Origin of the sequence: Novosphingobium sp. ST904, assembly GCF_001298105.1 — a bacterium.
GTDB lineage: Bacteria > Pseudomonadota > Alphaproteobacteria > Sphingomonadales > Sphingomonadaceae > Novosphingobium.
In genome coordinates this window covers 42,032-59,669 of the sequence record NZ_LGJH01000146.1, presented here as the reverse complement: position 1 = coordinate 59,669, position 17,638 = coordinate 42,032, and the positions used below count along the sequence as shown (strand labels likewise).

The following is a 17,638-nucleotide window of genomic DNA, read 5'->3' as shown; positions in this document are numbered from 1 at the left end:
CGTTCAGGCAGGGGGCAGGATCAGCTTCCCGTCATCACCACGAACCACAGGGCCGTGAGCGAGCACGGCAGAGAGTGGAAGATCGGCATAGATGTGCGGAAACAGCGCGCCGCCACGCGAGACTTCCCACTTCACCGCATCGCCCAGCACGCCGAGGTCCACCACGGCAATAGCAAGGCCGGTCTGTCCGGCGAAGTGCTTGTCCAGCGTTTCCTGCGCCTGATCGGCGGTCGACATATGGATGTAACCGTCCGCCAGATCGACAGGCGCGCCGGTGAAGACCCTGTCGGAGAGCAGCCGTTCAAGCTGCTCCCCGGTCAGAATCTTGTAGGCGACGGTATCGCTCACTCTTCGTTTTCCGAAGAATCACCGTCTTCGGCAGTATCGGCTTGCGGCGTATCGCCTTCGGTGGCGTCAGGCGCGGTCTGGGCGGCTGCAGCGCCATCGGCCGAAGGTGCCTCGCCCTCCAGCACTTCTTCTTCAGCCGGCTCATCAAGCCGCACGGCGCTGACGACGTGCTCGTCACCCGATACGTTGAACAGGCGCACGCCCGCCGAACCGCGCCCGATCACGCGCAGTGATTCGAGCGGCAGGCGGATAAGCTTTGCCTGATCCGTCACCAGCATGAGTTGGTCGGCACGGGTGGCCGGGAAGCTGGCGACGACCAGACCGTTGCGGCCGATATTGTCGATATTGGTGATGCCCTGGCCGCCGCGGCCCGTACGGCGGTATTCGTAGGCCGAGGACATCTTGCCGTAACCATTGGCACAGACGGTGAGGATGAACTGCTCCTTCTCGGCGAGATACGCGAAACGCTCCTCGTCGATCGGGTTTTCACCGTCCTTGTCACCCTTCCACGGCGCGAACCGCAGGTAGGCATCGCGCTCGTCCTGGTCCTTCATGCCGACGCGGTGAAGGATCGAAAGCGAGATTACCTCGTCGCCGTCCTTCAGGGTCATCGCCTTGACGCCGGTGGACGTGCGGCTCGCGAATTCGCGAACGAGTTCACCGGCAAAGCGGATCGCCTTGCCCTGGCGGCTTGCCAGCAGCACGTCGTCCGAATGCGCGAGAAGGGCGACCCCGATCAGGCGGTCATCGTTCGGCGTGCCATCGGCGTCGGGTTCGAACTTCATCGCGAACTTGCCGTTCGACGGGATGTTCGCGAAGGCGTCCATGGAGTTGCGGCGAACATTGCCCTTCGCGGTCGCGAATACGACCGAGAGCTTGCTCCACTCCTTCTCATCTTCCGGCAATGGCAGGACGGTCTGGATCGTCTCGTCCTTGTCCAGCGACGGCAGGAGGTTGACGATCGGGCGGCCGCGCGTGGTCGGGCCGCCTTCGGGCAGCTTGTAGACCTTGAGGCGGTAGACCTTGCCGGCGGTGGAGAAGAACAGCACAGGATTGTGAGTCGAGGTGACGAACATCGTCGTCACGACATCCTCGTCCTTCGTGGACATGCCTGCACGGCCCTTGCCGCCGCGCGCCTGGGCGCGGAAGGTCGAGAGCGGGGTACGCTTGATGTAACCGTCCATCGTGACGGTTACGACCATTTCCTCGCGCTCGATCAGGTCCTCGTCCTCGATGCCGTCGGCGGCACCGGTGATCTGCGAGACGCGGGGCGTGGCATAGAGTTCGCGAACGGCGGTCAGTTCGCCGCGCATGACGCCGTAGAGCTTCACGCGGTCGGCGAGGATCGAGAGATATTCCTCGATCGCGGCGGCCAGGATCTTGAGCTCGTCACCGATCTCGTCGCGACCGAGCGCGGTGAGGCGGTGCAGGCGCAAGTCGAGGATGGCCTTCACCTGGACTTCGGACAAGCGATAGGAGCCGCCATCCTGTTCCGCGTCGGGCTCGATCGCTTCGACGAGGCGGATGTAGGGCGCAATGTCCCCGATCGGCCATTCCTTCGCGAGCAGGCGCGCACGCGCTTCGGCCGGGTTCGGGGCACTGCGGATCATCACAACGACTTCGTCGAGGTTCGACACCGCAACGACAAGGCCGAGCAAGATATGCGCCCGGTCACGCGCCTTGTTCAGTTCGAACTTGGTGCGACGGGTGATGACCTCTTCGCGGAACTGGATGAAGGCGTGGATGATGTCGCGAAGGTTGAAGACTTCGGGACGTCCGCCGCGGATCGCCAGCATGTTGGCCGCGAAATTGGACTGTGCGGGCGTATTGCGCCAGATCTGGTTGAGCACGACTCCGGGGGTCGCGTCGCGCTTCAGTTCGACGACGACGCGCATGCCTTCGCGGTTCGATTCGTCGCGGATGTCCGAGATGCCCTCGATCCGCTTGTCCTTGGCGGCCTCGGCGATCTTCTCGACGAGGTTGGACTTGCCGACCTGATAGGGGATCGAGGTGAGCACGATCGAGCGACGGTCGCCCCGGCCTTCCTCGATTTCGTGACGGCAACGCATGATGACCGAGCCGCGGCCCGTGAGGTAAGCGTTGCGAGCGCCGCCCTGGCCCAGGATCAGCGGTGCGGTCGGGAAATCCGGCCCGGGAATGATCTGGATCAGTTCCTCGGTGGTGATCCCCGGATTGTCGATCATGGCAAGGCAGCCATCGACGACTTCACCGAGGTTGTGCGGCGGGATGTTGGTCGCCATGCCGACCGCGATGCCGCCCGCGCCGTTGACCAGCAGGTTCGGGAAGCGCGCCGGAAGCACGGTGGGCTCGCTTTCGGAGCCGTCGTAGTTGTCGGCGAAATCGACGGTATTCTTGTCGATGTCCGAGAGAAGCTCGTTCGCCACCTTGTCGAGGCGCGCTTCGGTGTAACGCATGGCGGCCGGCGGATCGGGATCCATCGAGCCGAAGTTGCCCTGACCATCGACCAGCGGCAGTCGCATCGACCACGGCTGCGTCATGCGCGCCAGCGCGTCGTAGATCGCGCTGTCGCCATGGGGGTGATACTTACCCATGACGTCACCGACGATACGGCTCGACTTGCGATAAGGACGACCGGCGACGTAGCCCGCTTCCTGGCAGGCGTAGAGGATACGGCGATGCACCGGCTTCAGACCGTCGCGAACGTCGGGCAGGGCGCGGCTCACGATCACGCTCATCGCGTAATCGAGATAGCTCGTCTTCATCTCATCGACGATGTCGATGCGGGTGTATTCGCCTTCGGGACCGATATGCTCGGGGCCGTTAATGTCGGTGTCGTCGCTCACGCGCTGGATCGTTCGTTGCTGCGGGACAAAGGGTGATGGATCGCCCTAGGACATGCGCGGGGGGAAAGCCACCTGAACAGGTGCCACCGCGCCAAGGAGGCGCTCTTTTTCCACACTTATGGGGCGAGTTGGTCTTGCGAGGCGCAGGGAACCGTTCGGGCTGCGACGAATTGCATTCAATCAGCGTTCAGTGGCGGCCTTCTAATCGCCGGGCGAGGTTGCCAAGCGTTCAATTCGACGCCAAACCGGCACTGCAATTTTTACGGAGTCCCGCTTTCGGGCGCGCCTCCACGTGTCTTGATGAGGAGTAGGCCTAAATGGCTCGCAAGTTCCTGATTTCCCGTGTTGCCCTGGCTGTGGCCATGACTGGCGGAATGGCCGCCGCGGTTGCTCCCGTGGCGGCTGTCGCCAAGGAAAAGGCGCCTGCCAAGGCGACGTTCTCGAAGGAATACGCCGCCGTCGCCGCTCCGGTGGACAAGGCTATTGCCGACGCCCAGGCAAATCCCGCCGTGAAGGCCGCCTCGGACAAGGCCAAGGCCGCGCAGACGGATGCCGAGAAGACCGCCGCACGCGCCGAAGTGGACGCGGCCATGGGCGGTATCCTGGCGCAGCTCCAGACGGCGGGCGCAGCCGCGCAGCAGCCGATCGACAAGCTCAAGCAGGGCGAGATGACGCGCAATGTCGGCGTTCTGATGAATGACCCCGCCTTGCAGCACAAGGGTCTCGTCATGATGCTCGACAGCGGCCAGACCAGCCCGGAAACGCTGGGTCAGGTCCAGTATCTCGCCGGCGTCACCGCTTATCAGAGCGCGCAGTACGACGTTGCCGCACGCTATCTCCAGCAGTCCTTCGACGCGGGTTACCGTGACCAGCAGAACATGATCCAGCCGCTGCTGGCGGATTCCTACAAGCGTTCGAACAACCCGCAGGCGGCTCTGGCCATGGTCCAGAAGGAGCTTGAGGCGGCGAAGGCAAACGGCACCAAGCCGAACGAAAGCTCGATCCGTAGCGCGCTCCAGGCCTCCTACGACGCCAAGCAACTTGCGCCGTCGACCGAATATGCCGCCATGCTGGCGCAGTACTACCCCAGCGTGGCGTCGTGGAATATCTCGATCTCGATCGTGCGCCAGCTTGCCTCGCTCCAGAACCAGGAAAACATCGACCTGATGCGCCTGATGTTCGCGACGGGCTCGATGAAGGACAAGCGGGATTACTTCGAATATATCCAGAACGTCGATCCGCGCGCGTTCCCGGGCGAAGCCGTCAAGGTCATGGACCAGGGCCTTGCGAAGGGTCTTCTGACCCAGGCCGAGGTCGGCCAGGACCGTGCCAACAGCGCCGGCCGCGTTGCGGCGGACAAGGCATCGCTTCCGGCCGCCGAACGCGACGCTCTCAAGCCTGCCGCAACGGCCGCCTCCGTGACCGGCTCGGCGGACGTCTTCCTGAGCTACGAGCAGTACGCGAAGGCCGAAGAACTTTACAAGGTCGCGCTCGGCAAGCCCGGCGTCGATGCCAACAAGGCGAATCTCCGCCTCGGCATGGCTCAGGCCATGCAGGGCAAGGCCGCCGATGCGCAAGCCAGCCTCGCCAAGGTCACCGGCACGCGCGCACCGATCGCCAAGCTCTGGTCGGCTTATGCCGCTTCCAAGACTACGCCGGCCTCGTAAGCCGACGTAACCTGGCCAAAGACACGAAAAGGGCGGCGGGAATAACCCGCCGCCCTTTTCTTTTGCCGTTTCCCGAAGGGTCAGGAAATCGGTGCGAATTTTCCGCTGGCGTCATCCATCAGATGAAGCTGCCCGTCTGAGATCGCGAAGAACGCGCCGCGCAGCTTGAGTTCACCGGTCTTCACCTTGTGGCGAACGCAGGGGAACGTCATCAGATTGTCGATGCTGACGCGCACCGCGGCCTGCTCCATCTGGCGTTCGGCCGGGCGTCCGGTCGTGCCGAATTGCGCGGCGACGGGAGCGCGGGCCTCATCCAGCATCGAAATCCAGTCAGCGATGAAACCGCCTTGTCCCGGCTCGGCGCCATGAAGCTCCTGCGTGAGCGCCGCCTTGCAGCCGCCGCACATGCCGTGGCCCATGACCACGATTTCCTTCACCTTCAGCACCTGCACCGCGAATTCAAGCGCAGCGGAAACACCGTGATGGCCGGGCGTGGTCTCGAAGGGCGGGACGAGCGCCGCAACATTGCGGACCACGAAGATCTCGCCCGGATCGACGTCGAAGATCTGCGAAGGGTCAACGCGGCTGTCGGAGCAGGCCACGATCATCACCTCGGGTTGCTGCCCCTCGCTGAGACGCTCCCAACGCTCTCGGTGGGGGCTCCACCCGCTGTTGCGGAACCGGCGATAGCCGTCGATCAGGGTATCGAGGACGCGTTGTTCTGATTGCGGGGCGTTGGAATCTGTCATGGGTTGCCTCCATTGAAACGCACGCAACCCATAGAGCGGATATTCGCACTGGCAAGCAGGCAAGCTTGCGACTATCTGGACGCCATGAACGACCTTTCCTCCGTGCCGAGCCCCGAGCAGAAGCCCGAACGTCAGCGCAAGCCTGACTGGATCCGCGTCAAGGCGCCGACCAGCAAGGGTTATGGCGAAACGCGCCAGCTCATGCGGGACCTCAAGCTCAACACGGTCTGCGAAGAAGCGGCCTGCCCGAACATCGGCGAATGCTGGACGAAGAAGCACGCCACGGTGATGATTCTGGGCGACACCTGCACACGCGCCTGCGCGTTCTGCAATGTGAAGACCGGAATGCCCGGCCGCGTGGACCCTTCCGAACCGGAACATGTCGCCGAACTGGCGCTCAAGACGGGTCTTGAGCACATCGTCATCACCTCGGTCGACCGGGACGACCTGCCCGATGGCGGCGCCCACCAGTTCGTGAAGGTGATCCAGGCCCTGCGCGCCGCGACTCCGTCGACCACGATCGAAATTCTCACGCCCGACTTCCGCGGCAAGATGCGCCGCGCGATCGAGGCGATCGTGGCTGCCGGCCCCGACGTCTACAATCACAACCTCGAGACCGTGCCCCGCCTTTATCCCACCATCCGCCCCGGCGCCCGTTACTATGCGTCACTGCGCCTGCTGGAAGAGGTCAAGGCCCACGATCCGAAGATCTTCACCAAGTCCGGCGTGATGCTGGGTCTGGGTGAGGAGCGTCTGGAAGTCCATCAGGTCATGGATGACATGCGCTGCGCCGATATCGATTTCCTGACCATGGGCCAGTACCTGCGTCCCACGCCGAAGCACGCCGAGGTCAAGGAATTCGTGACCCCCAAGGCGTTCGATGCCTATGGCGCCATCGCCCGTGCGAAGGGTTTCCTGCAGGTCGCATCCTCGCCGCTGACGCGTTCGAGCTATCACGCCGGCAAGGACTTCGCCGAAATGCGCGCCGCCCGCGAAGCGCAACTGGCCAAGGCCGCGCTGACAAAGACGCCGCGCTGAGCCGGAAGACGTTACAGTGCCCGGAATCCACGAAACCCAGCGCTTGCCCTACAGCGCCGAGCAGATGTTCGACCTCGTAGCCGATGTCGGCCGTTATCAGGAATTCCTGCCCTGGGTGGTCGCCACCCGGGTGAAGTCCGACACCGGAACCGAAATGGTCGCGGACATGCTGGTCGGCTTCAAGGCCCTGCGCGAAAAGTTCACCTCGCGCGTCGAGAAGGTTCGCGCGCGCGAGATCAAGGTCCACTATGTCGACGGGCCGATGAAGGACCTGCACAACCACTGGACGTTCCATCCGGTCGATGCGCATAGCTGCGATATCGAATTCGACGTGCGCTTCAGCTTCCGCAACGCCCTGTTCGAGAAGCTGGCAGGCCAGTATTTCGACAAGGCCTTCCGCAAGATGGTGGCCGCCTTCGAAACCCGCGCCCACGAACTTTACGGCGAACCGGTCTGACCGGACAGGCATCTCCCGGATCGCTCCGGGACGATGAACGCTCAGTCCGCGTAGGCGGGCAACTCGGTTCCAGGCAGCAGCAGTTCCAGCGCGCACTGCCGCGTGGTGGCGGATTTCAGCGCGGTTCGCACCTTCGATCAGCTTCTGTTCGGCATGGACCTCTTCCTCGCCGCGATGCGCGCGGGCAAAGACCACGGTTCCCACCGGCTTGAGTTCGCTGCCGCCTTCGGGCCCGGCAATGCCGCTGATCGCGACCGCCACGTCGGCATTGCTGTGCGTGATCGCCCCTTGCGCCATCGCCCATGCCGTAGCCGGAGAAACCGCGCCAAGCGTGTCGATGATATCCGACGCGACCCCCAGCATCTCCTGCTTCGATTCGTTCGAATAGGTCACGAATCCGCGGTCGAGCACGGCGGAGGAGCCGGCCACTTCGGTCAGCGCGGCGCAGACGAGGCCACCCGTACAGCTCTCGGCCAGCGCGACCTTGCGGCCGATCGCCTTGTTTTCGGCGATCACGCGCACGGCAAGGTCGTAAAGGTCCTGCGGGAATAGGATGTTGCCAGACATGTCAGTCCTTGCAGAGAGTGAAGCCGCCGAGCTTCGCCTTGCCGGGCGCCACTTCGTCAGCCTTCGAGGTGACTTCGATGAGCAGCGCGATGAGGCCGGCGGTGTTTTCGGGCGGGAGAGGGGAGAGCAGGTCGAGCGCGAGATCGACCTTGTCGCAGGATTTCAGCGGAAGACCCTGCGAGACCATCCCCTCGACAGTGATGTCGACCAGCGGACGAAGCGATTCGTCGGGAAGATTGCGCGCGAACTGGCCGACTTGCGCATCTTTGCCTTCGCCCAGCTTGAGGAAGGCGATCTTGGCTTCAGGCCAGTAACGACTTTTCTGCGCCGTATAGCGCGCGACGAGTTCGGCGCCGTGATTGCGCAGGTAGGAATCGCTGGGCAAGACCTGGGCGCACCGTTTGCTGGTGCCGGAAATGACCTGGGGAAGGGCATAGCCGAACAGGGATCGCGCCTCGGCCTTGGTCAGGCAGGCGGACTGCTGGGCATTTGCCAGGCCGGGCAGGATCGCGAGCGCGGACACCGCGGCTAAAGTGAGCATCTTGCGGAAAGCAGGCATCGTAGGCTCCTTAAATCCTGACCAGGCTGACCGCAGCCTGGCAGGCGATTCCCTCTGCCCTGCCAGTGAAACCCAGCTTCTCGGTCGTGGTTGCCTTCACGCTGACAAGGGAGGGATCGGCGCCGAGGATTTCGGCGAGGCGAGAGCGCATGGCTTCGCGGTGCGGGCCGATCTTGGGCGCTTCGCAGATGATCGTCACGTCCGCATTGCCAAGCACATAGCCGGCCTCGGCCACGAGCTTCGCGGCATGTGCCAGGAACCGGTCGGATGCAGCGCCCTTCCACTGGGGGTCGCTGGGCGGGAAGTGCTGGCCGATGTCGCCCTTGCCCACGGCGCCGAGTAAAGCGTCGACCAGCGCGTGGATGGCGACATCGGCATCGCTATGGCCGGACAGGCCGTGAGTATGGGCGATCTTCACGCCGCAAAGCCAGAGTTCCTCACCTTCTTCCAGACGGTGGACGTCATAACCGGTGCCGACGCGGATCGGCGGCAGGGCGCCGGCGAAGTCCGCGGCATATGTCAGCTTGTGCAAGGCTTCGTCTCCTTCGACGAGCGCGATACCCATGCCGGACGCCTGCGCCACCTGCGCGTCGTCTCCGGCGGTGGTCGGCCCGTCCCATGCGCGGTGGGCGGCGAGGATTTCGGGGAATCGGAAGGCCTGAGGGGTCTGTACGCGGCGAATATCCTCGCGGCGGGCAGGGGCGCCCATCATCTGCCAAACCTCGCCGGGCTCGGCGTGAGCGAGGCTGTCCACGACGGTCAGCACGGGAATCGCCGCCTCATGAACCGCCAGGGCATCCATCAGCCTGTCGATCACGGGGCCAGGGAGAATCGGCCGGGCCGCGTCGTGGATCAGAACCCGGTCGGGATGGCCGCTCACAAGCACTTCGAGCCCGAGCCTGACCGATTCCTGCCGTGTTTCGCCGCCGTTCGCCAACTGGACACCGGGGATGCCGGCCAGCGCTTCGGCGGCGATTTCCTTGGCGCCCTGGGGGATCACGACGAGAATCGGCGAAATCCCCGCGCGGGCCAGCGCTTCGGCCGAATGGCGAACCACCGGCTTGCCGCGCCAGAGCGCAAATTGTTTGGGAACAGGCTGGCCTGCGCGCAGTCCTTTGCCTGCAGCCACCACGATAGCGGCTGTGCGGGGATGTTCGGCGGGACGCGGGAGCGTTTCTGACAGGTCTTGCGACATTGTCGTTGCCGGTAATCGCTTGCCGAGGCGAGGGCAATCCACTATGCGCTGCCTGTTTTTTAGGCACTATACGTTTTTTAGGCAATTCCGGGCTCGCGCAATGAACACACTGCCTACTCCTCCGGCTCTGAAGCCGATCGAAGTCGGTCCCGTGACGATCGACTGTCCGGTCGTGCTCGCCCCGATGACGGGCGTTTCCGATTTGCCGTTCCGCCGCATGGTGCGCGGATTCGGGTCGGGTCTGAACGTCACCGAGATGATCGCCAGCCCGGCCGCCATCCGTGAGACGCGCGTTTCGCTTCAGAAGGCCATGTGGGACCAGATCGAGGATCCGGTTTCGATGCAGCTCGTCGGCTGCGAGCCGGAACAGATGGCCGAAGCCGCCAAACTCGTCGAGGATCGGGGCGCCGCCATCATCGACATCAACATGGGCTGCCCGGTCCGCAAGGTCGTCAACGGCGATGCCGGATCGGCGCTCATGCGCGACATTCCTCTCGCCACCCGGCTGATCGAAGCCACGGTCAAGGCCGTGAAGGTTCCCGTCACCGTGAAGATGCGCATGGGCTGGTGCCATGACAGTCTCAACGCCCCCGAACTAGCGCGCATCGCCGAAGACCTCGGTGCCAAGATGATCACCGTCCACGGCCGCACCCGCAGCCAGATGTACAAGGGCTCGGCCGACTGGGCTTTCGTGCGCGGCGTGAAGGACGCGGTCTCGATCCCGGTCATCGTCAATGGCGATATCCTGGATATCGAGGATGCCGCCAGGGCGCTGGAACAGTCCGGTGCCGATGGCCTGATGATCGGTCGCGGCGCTTACGGCAAGCCGTGGATTCTCGCCAAAGTCATGCAGTGGTGGCGCGGCAACGGGCTTATGGAAGAGCCCGGTTTCGGCAAGCAGTACGAAATCATCCGCGAACACTACGAGGACATGCTCTCCCACTACGGCAGCGATACGGGCGTGAAGATGGCCCGCAAGCACCTAGGATGGTACATCAAGGGCATCAAGGGTTCGGCCGAGTTCCGCAACCGCATCAATTTCGTCAACGATCCTGACGAAGTGCTGCGTCTGCTAGCCGAATTCTATGCGCCTTACCGTGACCAGGGCAGCGAAACCGCATCGGCAGACCGTCAGGCTGCATGAGCCTCGCGCCGCACACGGCCTTGCCCGCGGCTTCGCGGCTTCTCGCAAGCCTTCCCCAGGCTGTCGTGCTGCTGGAACCGGGGCTGCGGATCGCATCGCTCAACCCCGCCGCCGAGCAGTTCTTCGGGCAATCGCTGCGCTTGCTGGTCGGCATGCCGCTGCGCGAGATCCTGACGTTTTCCGACCAGCTCCTGCTGGAGCGTCTCGACGATTATGAAACGCCGGTTTCGGCGCGCGAAGTCGTGGTCACGCTCAAGGGCAAGGGCGCACGAAGGATCGACATCAACGTCGCCCCGGTGGCCGATACGCCGGGCTGGCAGGTGCTTACGATCCATGACAACACCGCCACCGAGGCGCTGGGCGACGATTCCGGCGGCCCGGACAATGCAGTGCTGCGCGGGCCGGAAATCATGGCTCACGAGATCAAGAACCCTCTGGCCGGCATTCGCGGCGCGGCCCAGCTCCTTGCCCGCAAGATCGAAGACAAGGACCGCGCACTGACCGAGCTTATCACGCTCGAAGTCGATCGCATCGCCAATCTGATCGACCAGATGCAGAAGCTCAGCCGCCGCACGGCTCCGCCGGTCGAACCCTGCAACCTTCACGAAGCCGCGCGCGCGCGATCAACGTGATGTCCGCCGCGCGCGGTGATGCGCCGGAGCGGGTGGGTCTTGTCGAGGAATTCGACCCTTCGCTGCCCGCCGTGCTCGGCAGCCCGGATGCGCTGGTGCAGGTCATCATCAACCTCGTGGCCAATGCTTCCGAGGCCTGCGCGGCTGAGGAGGCCCCCCGCGTAACGATCCGCACGCGCTTCGCCAGCGGCCTCCAGCTCCACACCAGCGATTCCGGAGAGCCGGTGCGCCTGCCGGTGGAACTGCGCGTGTCAGACAATGGTCCGGGCGTGGAGCCGGCGATGCGCGATCATATCTTCGAGCCCTTCGTCACCACCAAGAAATCCGGTCAGGGGCTGGGCCTTCCTCTCGTACGCAAGCTGGTGCGCGACATGAACGGACGCATCACGCACGAACGCGACGAGGAAGGCGGGTTCACCCATTTCCGTGTCCACTTGCCCCTGGCCCGCGAAACCCGCAGCCGCTCAACCAGAAGGAGGCCGGCTGCATGAGCGTGCTGCTCGTCGAGGACGACCTTTCGATCGCCATCGTCATCACCGCCGCGCTGGAGGCCGAGGGTTTCACCGTCATCCATTGCCAGTCGATCGGCGAACGAGACCGGCTGCTTGGCGAGGGCAGCTATCAGGCCCTCGTCACCGACGTCATGCTGCCTGACGGCGACGGAATCGAGACGATCGACCGGGTAAGGGCGCTGCATCCGGCGATGCCGATCGTCATCCTTTCGGCCCAGAACACCCTCGATACCGCCGTTCGCGCAACCGATACCGGGGCCTTCGAGTACTTCCCCAAGCCCTTCGATATCGACGAACTGGCCCGAACCGTGCGCCAGGCGGCAGGTGCAGGGCAGGGCAGCGCCCCCGAAGGCGACGAACCGCTGGGCGACGGGCTGCCGCTGGTCGGCCGCAGCCTTGCCATGCAAACGGTATTCCGCATGATCACGCGCGTCCTGCGCAACGATCTGACCGTGCTGATCCTTGGCGAATCCGGCACCGGCAAGGAACTGGTGGCGGAAGCGGTCCACAATCTCGGGCACCGCCGGGCAGGTCCGTTCATCGCCGTGAACACAGCGGCAATTCCGGCCGAGCTGATCGAGAGCGAGCTGTTCGGCCATGAAAAGGGCGCCTTTACCGGCGCGGTCGCCCGGCATGTCGGCAAGTTCGAGCAGGCAGCGGGCGGCACCCTGTTCCTCGACGAAATCGGCGACATGCCGATGCAGGCCCAGACCCGGCTGTTGCGGGCGCTCCAGTCGGGCACGGTGCGGCGCGTCGGCGGGCGGGACGAGATAAGGCTGGACGTGCGCATAATCGCTGCCACCAACAAGGATCTGGAGCCGGAGATCGCTGCCGGGCGCTTCCGCGAAGATCTCTACTACCGGCTCAATGTCGTGCCGATCCATATGCCGCCGCTGCGCGACCGCCGGGACGACATCGAGGTACTGGCCCGCCATTTCCTTCAGCACGCCACCAACGAGGGGTTGCCGCGCCGGCAGTTGACCGCCGAAGCGGCGGAACTGCTCAGCCGCCAGCCCTGGCGCGGCAATGTGCGCGAGCTCAAGAATTTCATCTACCGGCTCGCCCTGCTGGCACGCGAGGATGCGATCGATCCCGAGAGCATCCTGCCTTTGCTGGCCGCGGATACTTCGTCGGCGCCTGCTGACGTCAGCGAACCCGACGACATCGCGCAGGCGGTCAGCCGCTGGCTGGCGGCCACGCGCCCGGCGAACGGCACGATCTACGAAACGGCGGCAGCCGCATTCGAGCGTCCGCTTTTTGCGGAAGTGCTTAAAGAGACAGGCGGAAACCAGCTTCGTGCAGCCCAGGCACTCGGGATTAATCGCAACACCTTGCGCAAGCGTCTTGGCGAGCTTGCACTCGACCCCGAGGACTTCACTCGTCGTTCCTGATCGGGCATTGATGGATTTGCTCTTGCAAACAGGCAACACCGGCGTTGTAACAGCGCAACGATGAGCGAGATCATGATCCACAAACGCGCCTGGCCACGATGGTGGCGGCGCATGCAGGTTGCAGCCCGCCGCGCGAACTTCTTCGCGATGATGGAAGTGCTCTCGATCGTCGCTTTCCTAGTGATGACCGGCATCACCTGGGTCGCGCTAAATTCGCGGGACAAGGGGCAATTGCTGCCCTCCAACCTCACGGCAACGCTGCTGGTCGGCACGCTGGTTCCGGCCATGGCCATCCTCGTGCTGCTGGGGCGCCGGATGGCACTGCGCCGCGCCGCCGAGAACATTGGCGGCACCGGCCAGATGCACGTCCGCCTGGTCTTCATCTTCTCGCTGATTTCGGCCGTTCCCACGCTGCTGGTGGTGGTTTTCGCGTCCTGGCTGTTCCAGTCCGGCGTCGAATTCTGGTTCTCGGACTCCTCGCGCGGGCTGCTGGAAAATGCGAACAAGCTGGCGCGCGGCTACTACGAGCAGACCCAGCGTGACGTCGGCTACGAATCCGCCGCCATGGCCAACGACACCCGCGTCACTCTCGGCGAATCGCCGGTTGCCAGCGCCTATTTCCAGCAGTTCTTCGCCAGCCAGGTGGTCCGCCGCAACCTGTCGGTAGCCGCGATCATCCAGGTCGCGAACGACGGTAGCCAGCGCACGCCGATCATCGTCGATCCCGAGGGGAAGACCGATGACAAGCGAATCACTCCCGAAGTCCAGGCCCGCCTCAACAAAGGGGAGCCGCTGGTCGTAACCTCGAACGCCGACCGGGTGGTGGCCGTCGTGCCGATCGAACGGGAGGCAGGCGTCTATCTTTATGCCGCCCGCAGTTCGGACCTGCTCGCACTCAGCCAGGGGCAGCGCGCCGAAAACGCGGAGAACATCGTCCAGGCCTACGAAGTGCTGACGAGCCGCGCCCGCGTACTCCAGCTGCGCTTCAACGTGGCTTTGTTCGTTGCGTCGCTGGCACTCGTCGGGCTTGCCGTATGGTTCGCGCTCCGCTTCGCCGACCGTCAGGTCAAGCCGCTCTACGAACTCGTCGATGCGGCTCGAAGGGTCGGCAGCGGCAACTTCGCCTTGCGGATCGAAGGCCGTACCGGCGCTGACGAGATCGGCCTACTCAATCGCGCGTTCAACCGCATGACCGCGCAGATCGAGAAGCAGACCCAGGCTCTTTTGGGGGCCAACCGCCAGCTTCACGAACGCCGCGTGTTCATCGAAGCAGTGCTGGAATCCGTGACCTCGGGCATCATCTCGCTCGATACGGAAGGGCGCATCCTGCTGATGAACAGCACGGCGCAGAAGCTCCTGACCCAGCGCTCCGAACTGCCTGAAGACATGCCGCTTTCCGATCTGGCGCCGCAGTTTGCCGCCCTGATCGAGCAGGGTGGCTCTGGCGGGCTGGTCCAGTACAACCGCCACGGAGACCTGCTGACCTTCGCCGTCAAGGTGACGCGCGACGTGACCGGGCATGTCATCACGTTCGAGGACATCACCCGCCAGCTGCTCGACCAGCGCACGGCGGCATGGTCCGACGTGGCCCGCCGCATCGCCCACGAGATCAAGAACCCGCTCACGCCGATCCAGCTTGCCACCGAACGTCTCAGCCGGCGCTATCGCAAGCAGATCGTCGACAATCCCGAGCTGTTCGAAGACCTTACGCGCACGATCATTCGTCAGGTGGGCGATCTTCGCAAGATGGTCGACGAGTTCTCCTCCTTCGCCCGCCTGCCGAAGCCGGTGTTCCGCGCCGAAGATCCGGTTGCGCTGACCCGGCAGGCACTGTTCCTCCAGGAAGTCGCAAGGCCGGATATCGCCTTCAGCTTCGCCGGCGATCCCGCCATCAGCTCGATCGACTGCGACCGCCACCAGTACGGCCAGGCCATGACCAACGTGCTGAAGAACGCGGTCGAGGCCATCGAGGCGAAGACCAAGGATGCCCCGGCCGACTATCGCGGCGCGACGCCGTCACCGTGGAGGCGCTGCCCGAGGCGATCCTCGTCCGCATCGCCGACAACGGCATCGGACTTTCGCAGGACCGCGAACGCATCATCGAACCTTACGTCACCACGCGAGAGAAGGGCACCGGCCTCGGTCTCGCCATCGTGAACAAGATCATCGAGGAGCATGGCGGCGAAATGCTGTTCCTGCCGACCGCCGGCGGCGGCACGACCGTAACCATGCGCTTCGCCACCGATCCGCTCGCCCATACACGCAAGCAGGAGGCCGCCGAATGATCCCGGCTTGCCGCACCCTGCCTGCCACTCCCATCCTCCTGACCAAGAAGACATTGCCATGGCTCTAGAAATCCTGATCGTGGACGACGAACGCGACATCCGCGAACTGGTGGCCGGCGTTCTCAGCGATGAAGGCTACGAATGCCGCACTGCGGGCGACAGCGGCTCCGCGCTTGACGCCATCGACGCCCGCCGTCCCTCGCTGGTCCTCCTCGACGTCTGGCTGCACGGCAGCCCCATGGACGGTCTGGAAGTGCTGGATGCGATCAAGGCGCGCGAACCGGAACTGCCGGTCATCATCTTCTCAGGTCATGGGAACATCGATACAGCCGTGGCCGCGATCAGCCGGGGCGCGGTGGACTTCATCGAAAAGCCGTTCGAGGCGGAGAAGCTGCTCCATCTCGTCGGCCGTGCCACCGAGACAGAGCGCCTGCGCCGCGAGAACGCGCAGCTTCGGCACGACTTCTCGATGGGTGAGGAGTTCACCGGGTCGAGCGGCTCGATCAATCAGGTCCGCGCCACCCTCAAGCGGGTGGCCAACACCGGAAGCCGCCTGCTCATCACCGGACGGCCGGTTCGGGCAAGGAAGTGGCCGCGCGCCAGCTCCATGCATGGAGCGCGCGGGCCGGAAACGCTTTCGTCAGCGTCAATTCCGCGCGGATCACGCCGGAACGCTTCGAGCAGGAACTGTTCGGGGAGGAAGCGGACGGCGCCCTGATCCGTCCGGGGCTTCTGGAAACGGCGGATGGCGGCACGCTCTATTTCGACGAAGTGGCCGACATGCCGCTGTCCACGCAGGCCCGCATCCTGAGGGTCCTGACCGATCAGGCGTTCGTCCGGGTTGGCGGCACCCGCCAGATTCGCGTCGATGTTCGGGTCGTATCCTCGACCTCGCGCGACCTGGAAAAGGAAATTGCCGAGCGGCGCTTCCGCGAAGACCTGTTCTATCGCCTCAACGTGGTTCCGGTAACGATTCCTGCCCTGCGGGAGCGGCGGGACGACATTCCCGCCCTGATCGACCATTTCTTCGCGCGCTACGCCAATGAGCAGGGGGTTCCCCCGCCGCAAGTCACCGGAGAGGCGATGACCGCGCTCCAAGCATATGAATGGCCCGGCAACGTGCGGCAACTGCGCAATGTGGTCGAGCGGACGGTCATCATGGCCCCGCGCGAGAAGCTGGCGCGGATCGATGCCGACATGCTGCCGCCGGAAATCTTCAACAGCCGCGGCGGCGGCGACGCCGGCGTCACGGTGATGATGAGCGCCCCGTTGCGCGAAGCACGGGAAAGCTTCGAGCGCGAGTACCTGCGTGTCCAGATCCGCCGATTTTCGGGCAATATCTCGAAGACGGCCTCCTTCATCGGCATGGAACGTTCGGCGCTCCACCGGAAACTGAAGCTTCTGGGCATGGCCGAGCGCCGCGAAGGGGAACACGAAAGCGAGGAACAGGCCTGAAGAACCGCAAGTTACCGCGATTTTTCAAGGCCACGGCATGGCCCGGACGCATCCTCCATCAAGTGTATCCGGGCACCTGTCACAAGAATGCTACATTTTTCGCGTTTACTGCATTGCAGCAAGTCGATAGATTTCGATTCGAGAACGGCATCGGGATTTTCCGGTGACCAGATCGCGGACCGCACAGCGGCCGCCAAAAAGAAGGAGAAAATGATATGGCCGGCGTACGCTGACCGCGCGCCCGCGAACCACTCCCGCAGTGGAAGAACCCGAAGCGGCACCGTCGCCTTCCGGTTCGGTGGCTCCTCCCGTCACCGCCGGCACTTCGGCAGGGAAGGGGCAGAACCTCCAGGACCAGTTCCTGAACCTCCTGCGCAAGAACAAGACGCCCGTGACCATGTTCCTCGTGAAGGGCGTGAAGCTTCAGGGCATCGTCACCTGGTTCGACAACTTCTCCATCCTTCTTCGCCGCGACGGCCAGTCGCAGCTCGTCTACAAGCACGCCATCTCGACGATCATGCCCTCGACCCCGGTCGATGCGCGCCAGTTCGCGAGCGGCGCCGACAATGGAAAGAAGACCCGCGTCCTTCAGGACGTGTTCCTTTCCAGCATCCGCAACGCGGGCGTGCAGGTCACCATGTTCCTGATCAACGGCGTCATGCTGCAGGGCCGCGTGGCTGCCTATGATCTGTTCTGCATGCTGCTGGAGCGCGAAGGCTACGTCCAGCTTGCCTACAAGCATGCGGTTTCGACGATTCAGCCCGTGACTCCGGTCGATCTTCAGGCGCATGAAGAATCCGACGACTGAAACTTG

Annotated in this window: 11 protein-coding genes and 4 pseudogenes; 9 read left to right on the top strand and 6 right to left on the bottom strand. The window is 64.1% G+C overall.

All coding sequences use genetic code 11. The annotated features are described in order from the left end of the window. Positions 1 to 3: 3 nt before the first annotated feature. Both ADT71_RS14200 and gyrA read right to left on the bottom strand, forming a co-directional pair. Positions 4 to 348, bottom strand: a complete 345-nt coding sequence (locus ADT71_RS14200) for a DUF952 domain-containing protein (protein WP_054437794.1) — start codon at positions 346 to 348, stop codon at positions 4 to 6. Then, positions 345 to 3,173 carry a DNA gyrase subunit A gene (gene gyrA / locus ADT71_RS14195; RefSeq protein ID WP_054437792.1) on the bottom strand — a complete coding sequence of 943 codons (2,829 nt, stop codon included), beginning with the start codon at positions 3,171 to 3,173 and terminating at the stop codon, positions 345 to 347. Before gyrA ends, ADT71_RS14200 begins: the two co-directional genes overlap by 4 nt. A gap of 317 nt (positions 3,174 to 3,490) precedes the next feature. Between gyrA and ADT71_RS14190 the strand changes: the two genes are divergently transcribed. After that, positions 3,491 to 4,840, top strand: a complete 1,350-nt coding sequence (locus ADT71_RS14190; RefSeq protein WP_054437789.1) for a hypothetical protein — start codon at positions 3,491 to 3,493, stop codon at positions 4,838 to 4,840. Between the two features lie 80 nt (positions 4,841 to 4,920). Here ADT71_RS14190 and ADT71_RS14185 read toward each other — a convergent pair whose 3' ends face one another. After that, positions 4,921 to 5,589 carry a carbonic anhydrase gene (locus ADT71_RS14185; RefSeq protein WP_054437788.1) on the bottom strand — a complete coding sequence of 223 codons (669 nt, stop codon included), beginning with the start codon at positions 5,587 to 5,589 and terminating at the stop codon, positions 4,921 to 4,923. A gap of 84 nt (positions 5,590 to 5,673) precedes the next feature. Between ADT71_RS14185 and lipA the strand changes: the two genes are divergently transcribed. Beyond that, positions 5,674 to 6,627, top strand: coding sequence for a lipoyl synthase (lipA, locus tag ADT71_RS14180; RefSeq protein WP_054437786.1), 954 nt, complete (start codon positions 5,674 to 5,676; stop codon positions 6,625 to 6,627). A gap of 16 nt (positions 6,628 to 6,643) precedes the next feature. Then, complete coding sequence (locus ADT71_RS14175) at positions 6,644 to 7,084, top strand: type II toxin-antitoxin system RatA family toxin (protein WP_054437784.1); 441 nt, start codon at positions 6,644 to 6,646, stop codon at positions 7,082 to 7,084. Positions 7,085 to 7,125: 41 nt separating this feature from the next. Here the strand turns inward: ADT71_RS14175 and ADT71_RS30370 are convergent. From ADT71_RS30370 to ADT71_RS14160, 3 genes and pseudogenes are all read right to left on the bottom strand, one after another. Then, positions 7,126 to 7,651: pseudogene (locus tag ADT71_RS30370) on the bottom strand (CinA family protein). 1 nt (position 7,652) lies between these two features. Then, positions 7,653 to 8,210, bottom strand: coding sequence for a hypothetical protein (locus ADT71_RS14165; protein WP_054437781.1), 558 nt, complete (start codon positions 8,208 to 8,210; stop codon positions 7,653 to 7,655). A 10-nt stretch (positions 8,211 to 8,220) separates the two neighbouring features. Then, the gene (locus tag ADT71_RS14160) at positions 8,221 to 9,405 is read right to left on the bottom strand and encodes a bifunctional 2-C-methyl-D-erythritol 4-phosphate cytidylyltransferase/2-C-methyl-D-erythritol 2,4-cyclodiphosphate synthase (protein WP_054437779.1); all 1,185 of its coding nucleotides are present in this window, start codon (positions 9,403 to 9,405) and stop codon (positions 8,221 to 8,223) included. 100 nt (positions 9,406 to 9,505) lie between these two features. On the opposite strand from ADT71_RS14160, the gene dusB reads away from it, so the two are divergent. The 6 genes and pseudogenes from dusB (at position 9,506) to hfq (ending at position 17,632) form a co-directional block, all read left to right on the top strand. Further along, positions 9,506 to 10,549, top strand: coding sequence for a tRNA dihydrouridine synthase DusB (dusB, locus tag ADT71_RS14155; RefSeq protein ID WP_054437777.1), 1,044 nt, complete (start codon positions 9,506 to 9,508; stop codon positions 10,547 to 10,549). Then, positions 10,546 to 11,672, top strand: a pseudogene (locus tag ADT71_RS14150) (nitrogen regulation protein NR(II)). Before dusB ends, ADT71_RS14150 begins: the two are co-directional and overlap by 4 nt. Then, on the top strand, positions 11,669 to 13,084 hold the full coding sequence (locus ADT71_RS14145) for a sigma-54 dependent transcriptional regulator (RefSeq protein ID WP_054437774.1): 1,416 nt from the start codon (positions 11,669 to 11,671) through the stop codon (positions 13,082 to 13,084). Before ADT71_RS14150 ends, ADT71_RS14145 begins: the two are co-directional and overlap by 4 nt. Before the next feature lie 111 nt (positions 13,085 to 13,195). Beyond that, positions 13,196 to 15,369: pseudogene (locus tag ADT71_RS14140) on the top strand (ATP-binding protein). 58 nt (positions 15,370 to 15,427) lie between these two features. After that, positions 15,428 to 16,824 (top strand): annotated as a pseudogene (locus ADT71_RS14135) (sigma-54-dependent transcriptional regulator). A gap of 259 nt (positions 16,825 to 17,083) precedes the next feature. Next, positions 17,084 to 17,632, top strand: coding sequence for an RNA chaperone Hfq (gene hfq / locus ADT71_RS14130; RefSeq protein WP_054437773.1), 549 nt, complete (start codon positions 17,084 to 17,086; stop codon positions 17,630 to 17,632). The last annotated feature ends 6 nt before the right edge of the window (positions 17,633 to 17,638 follow it).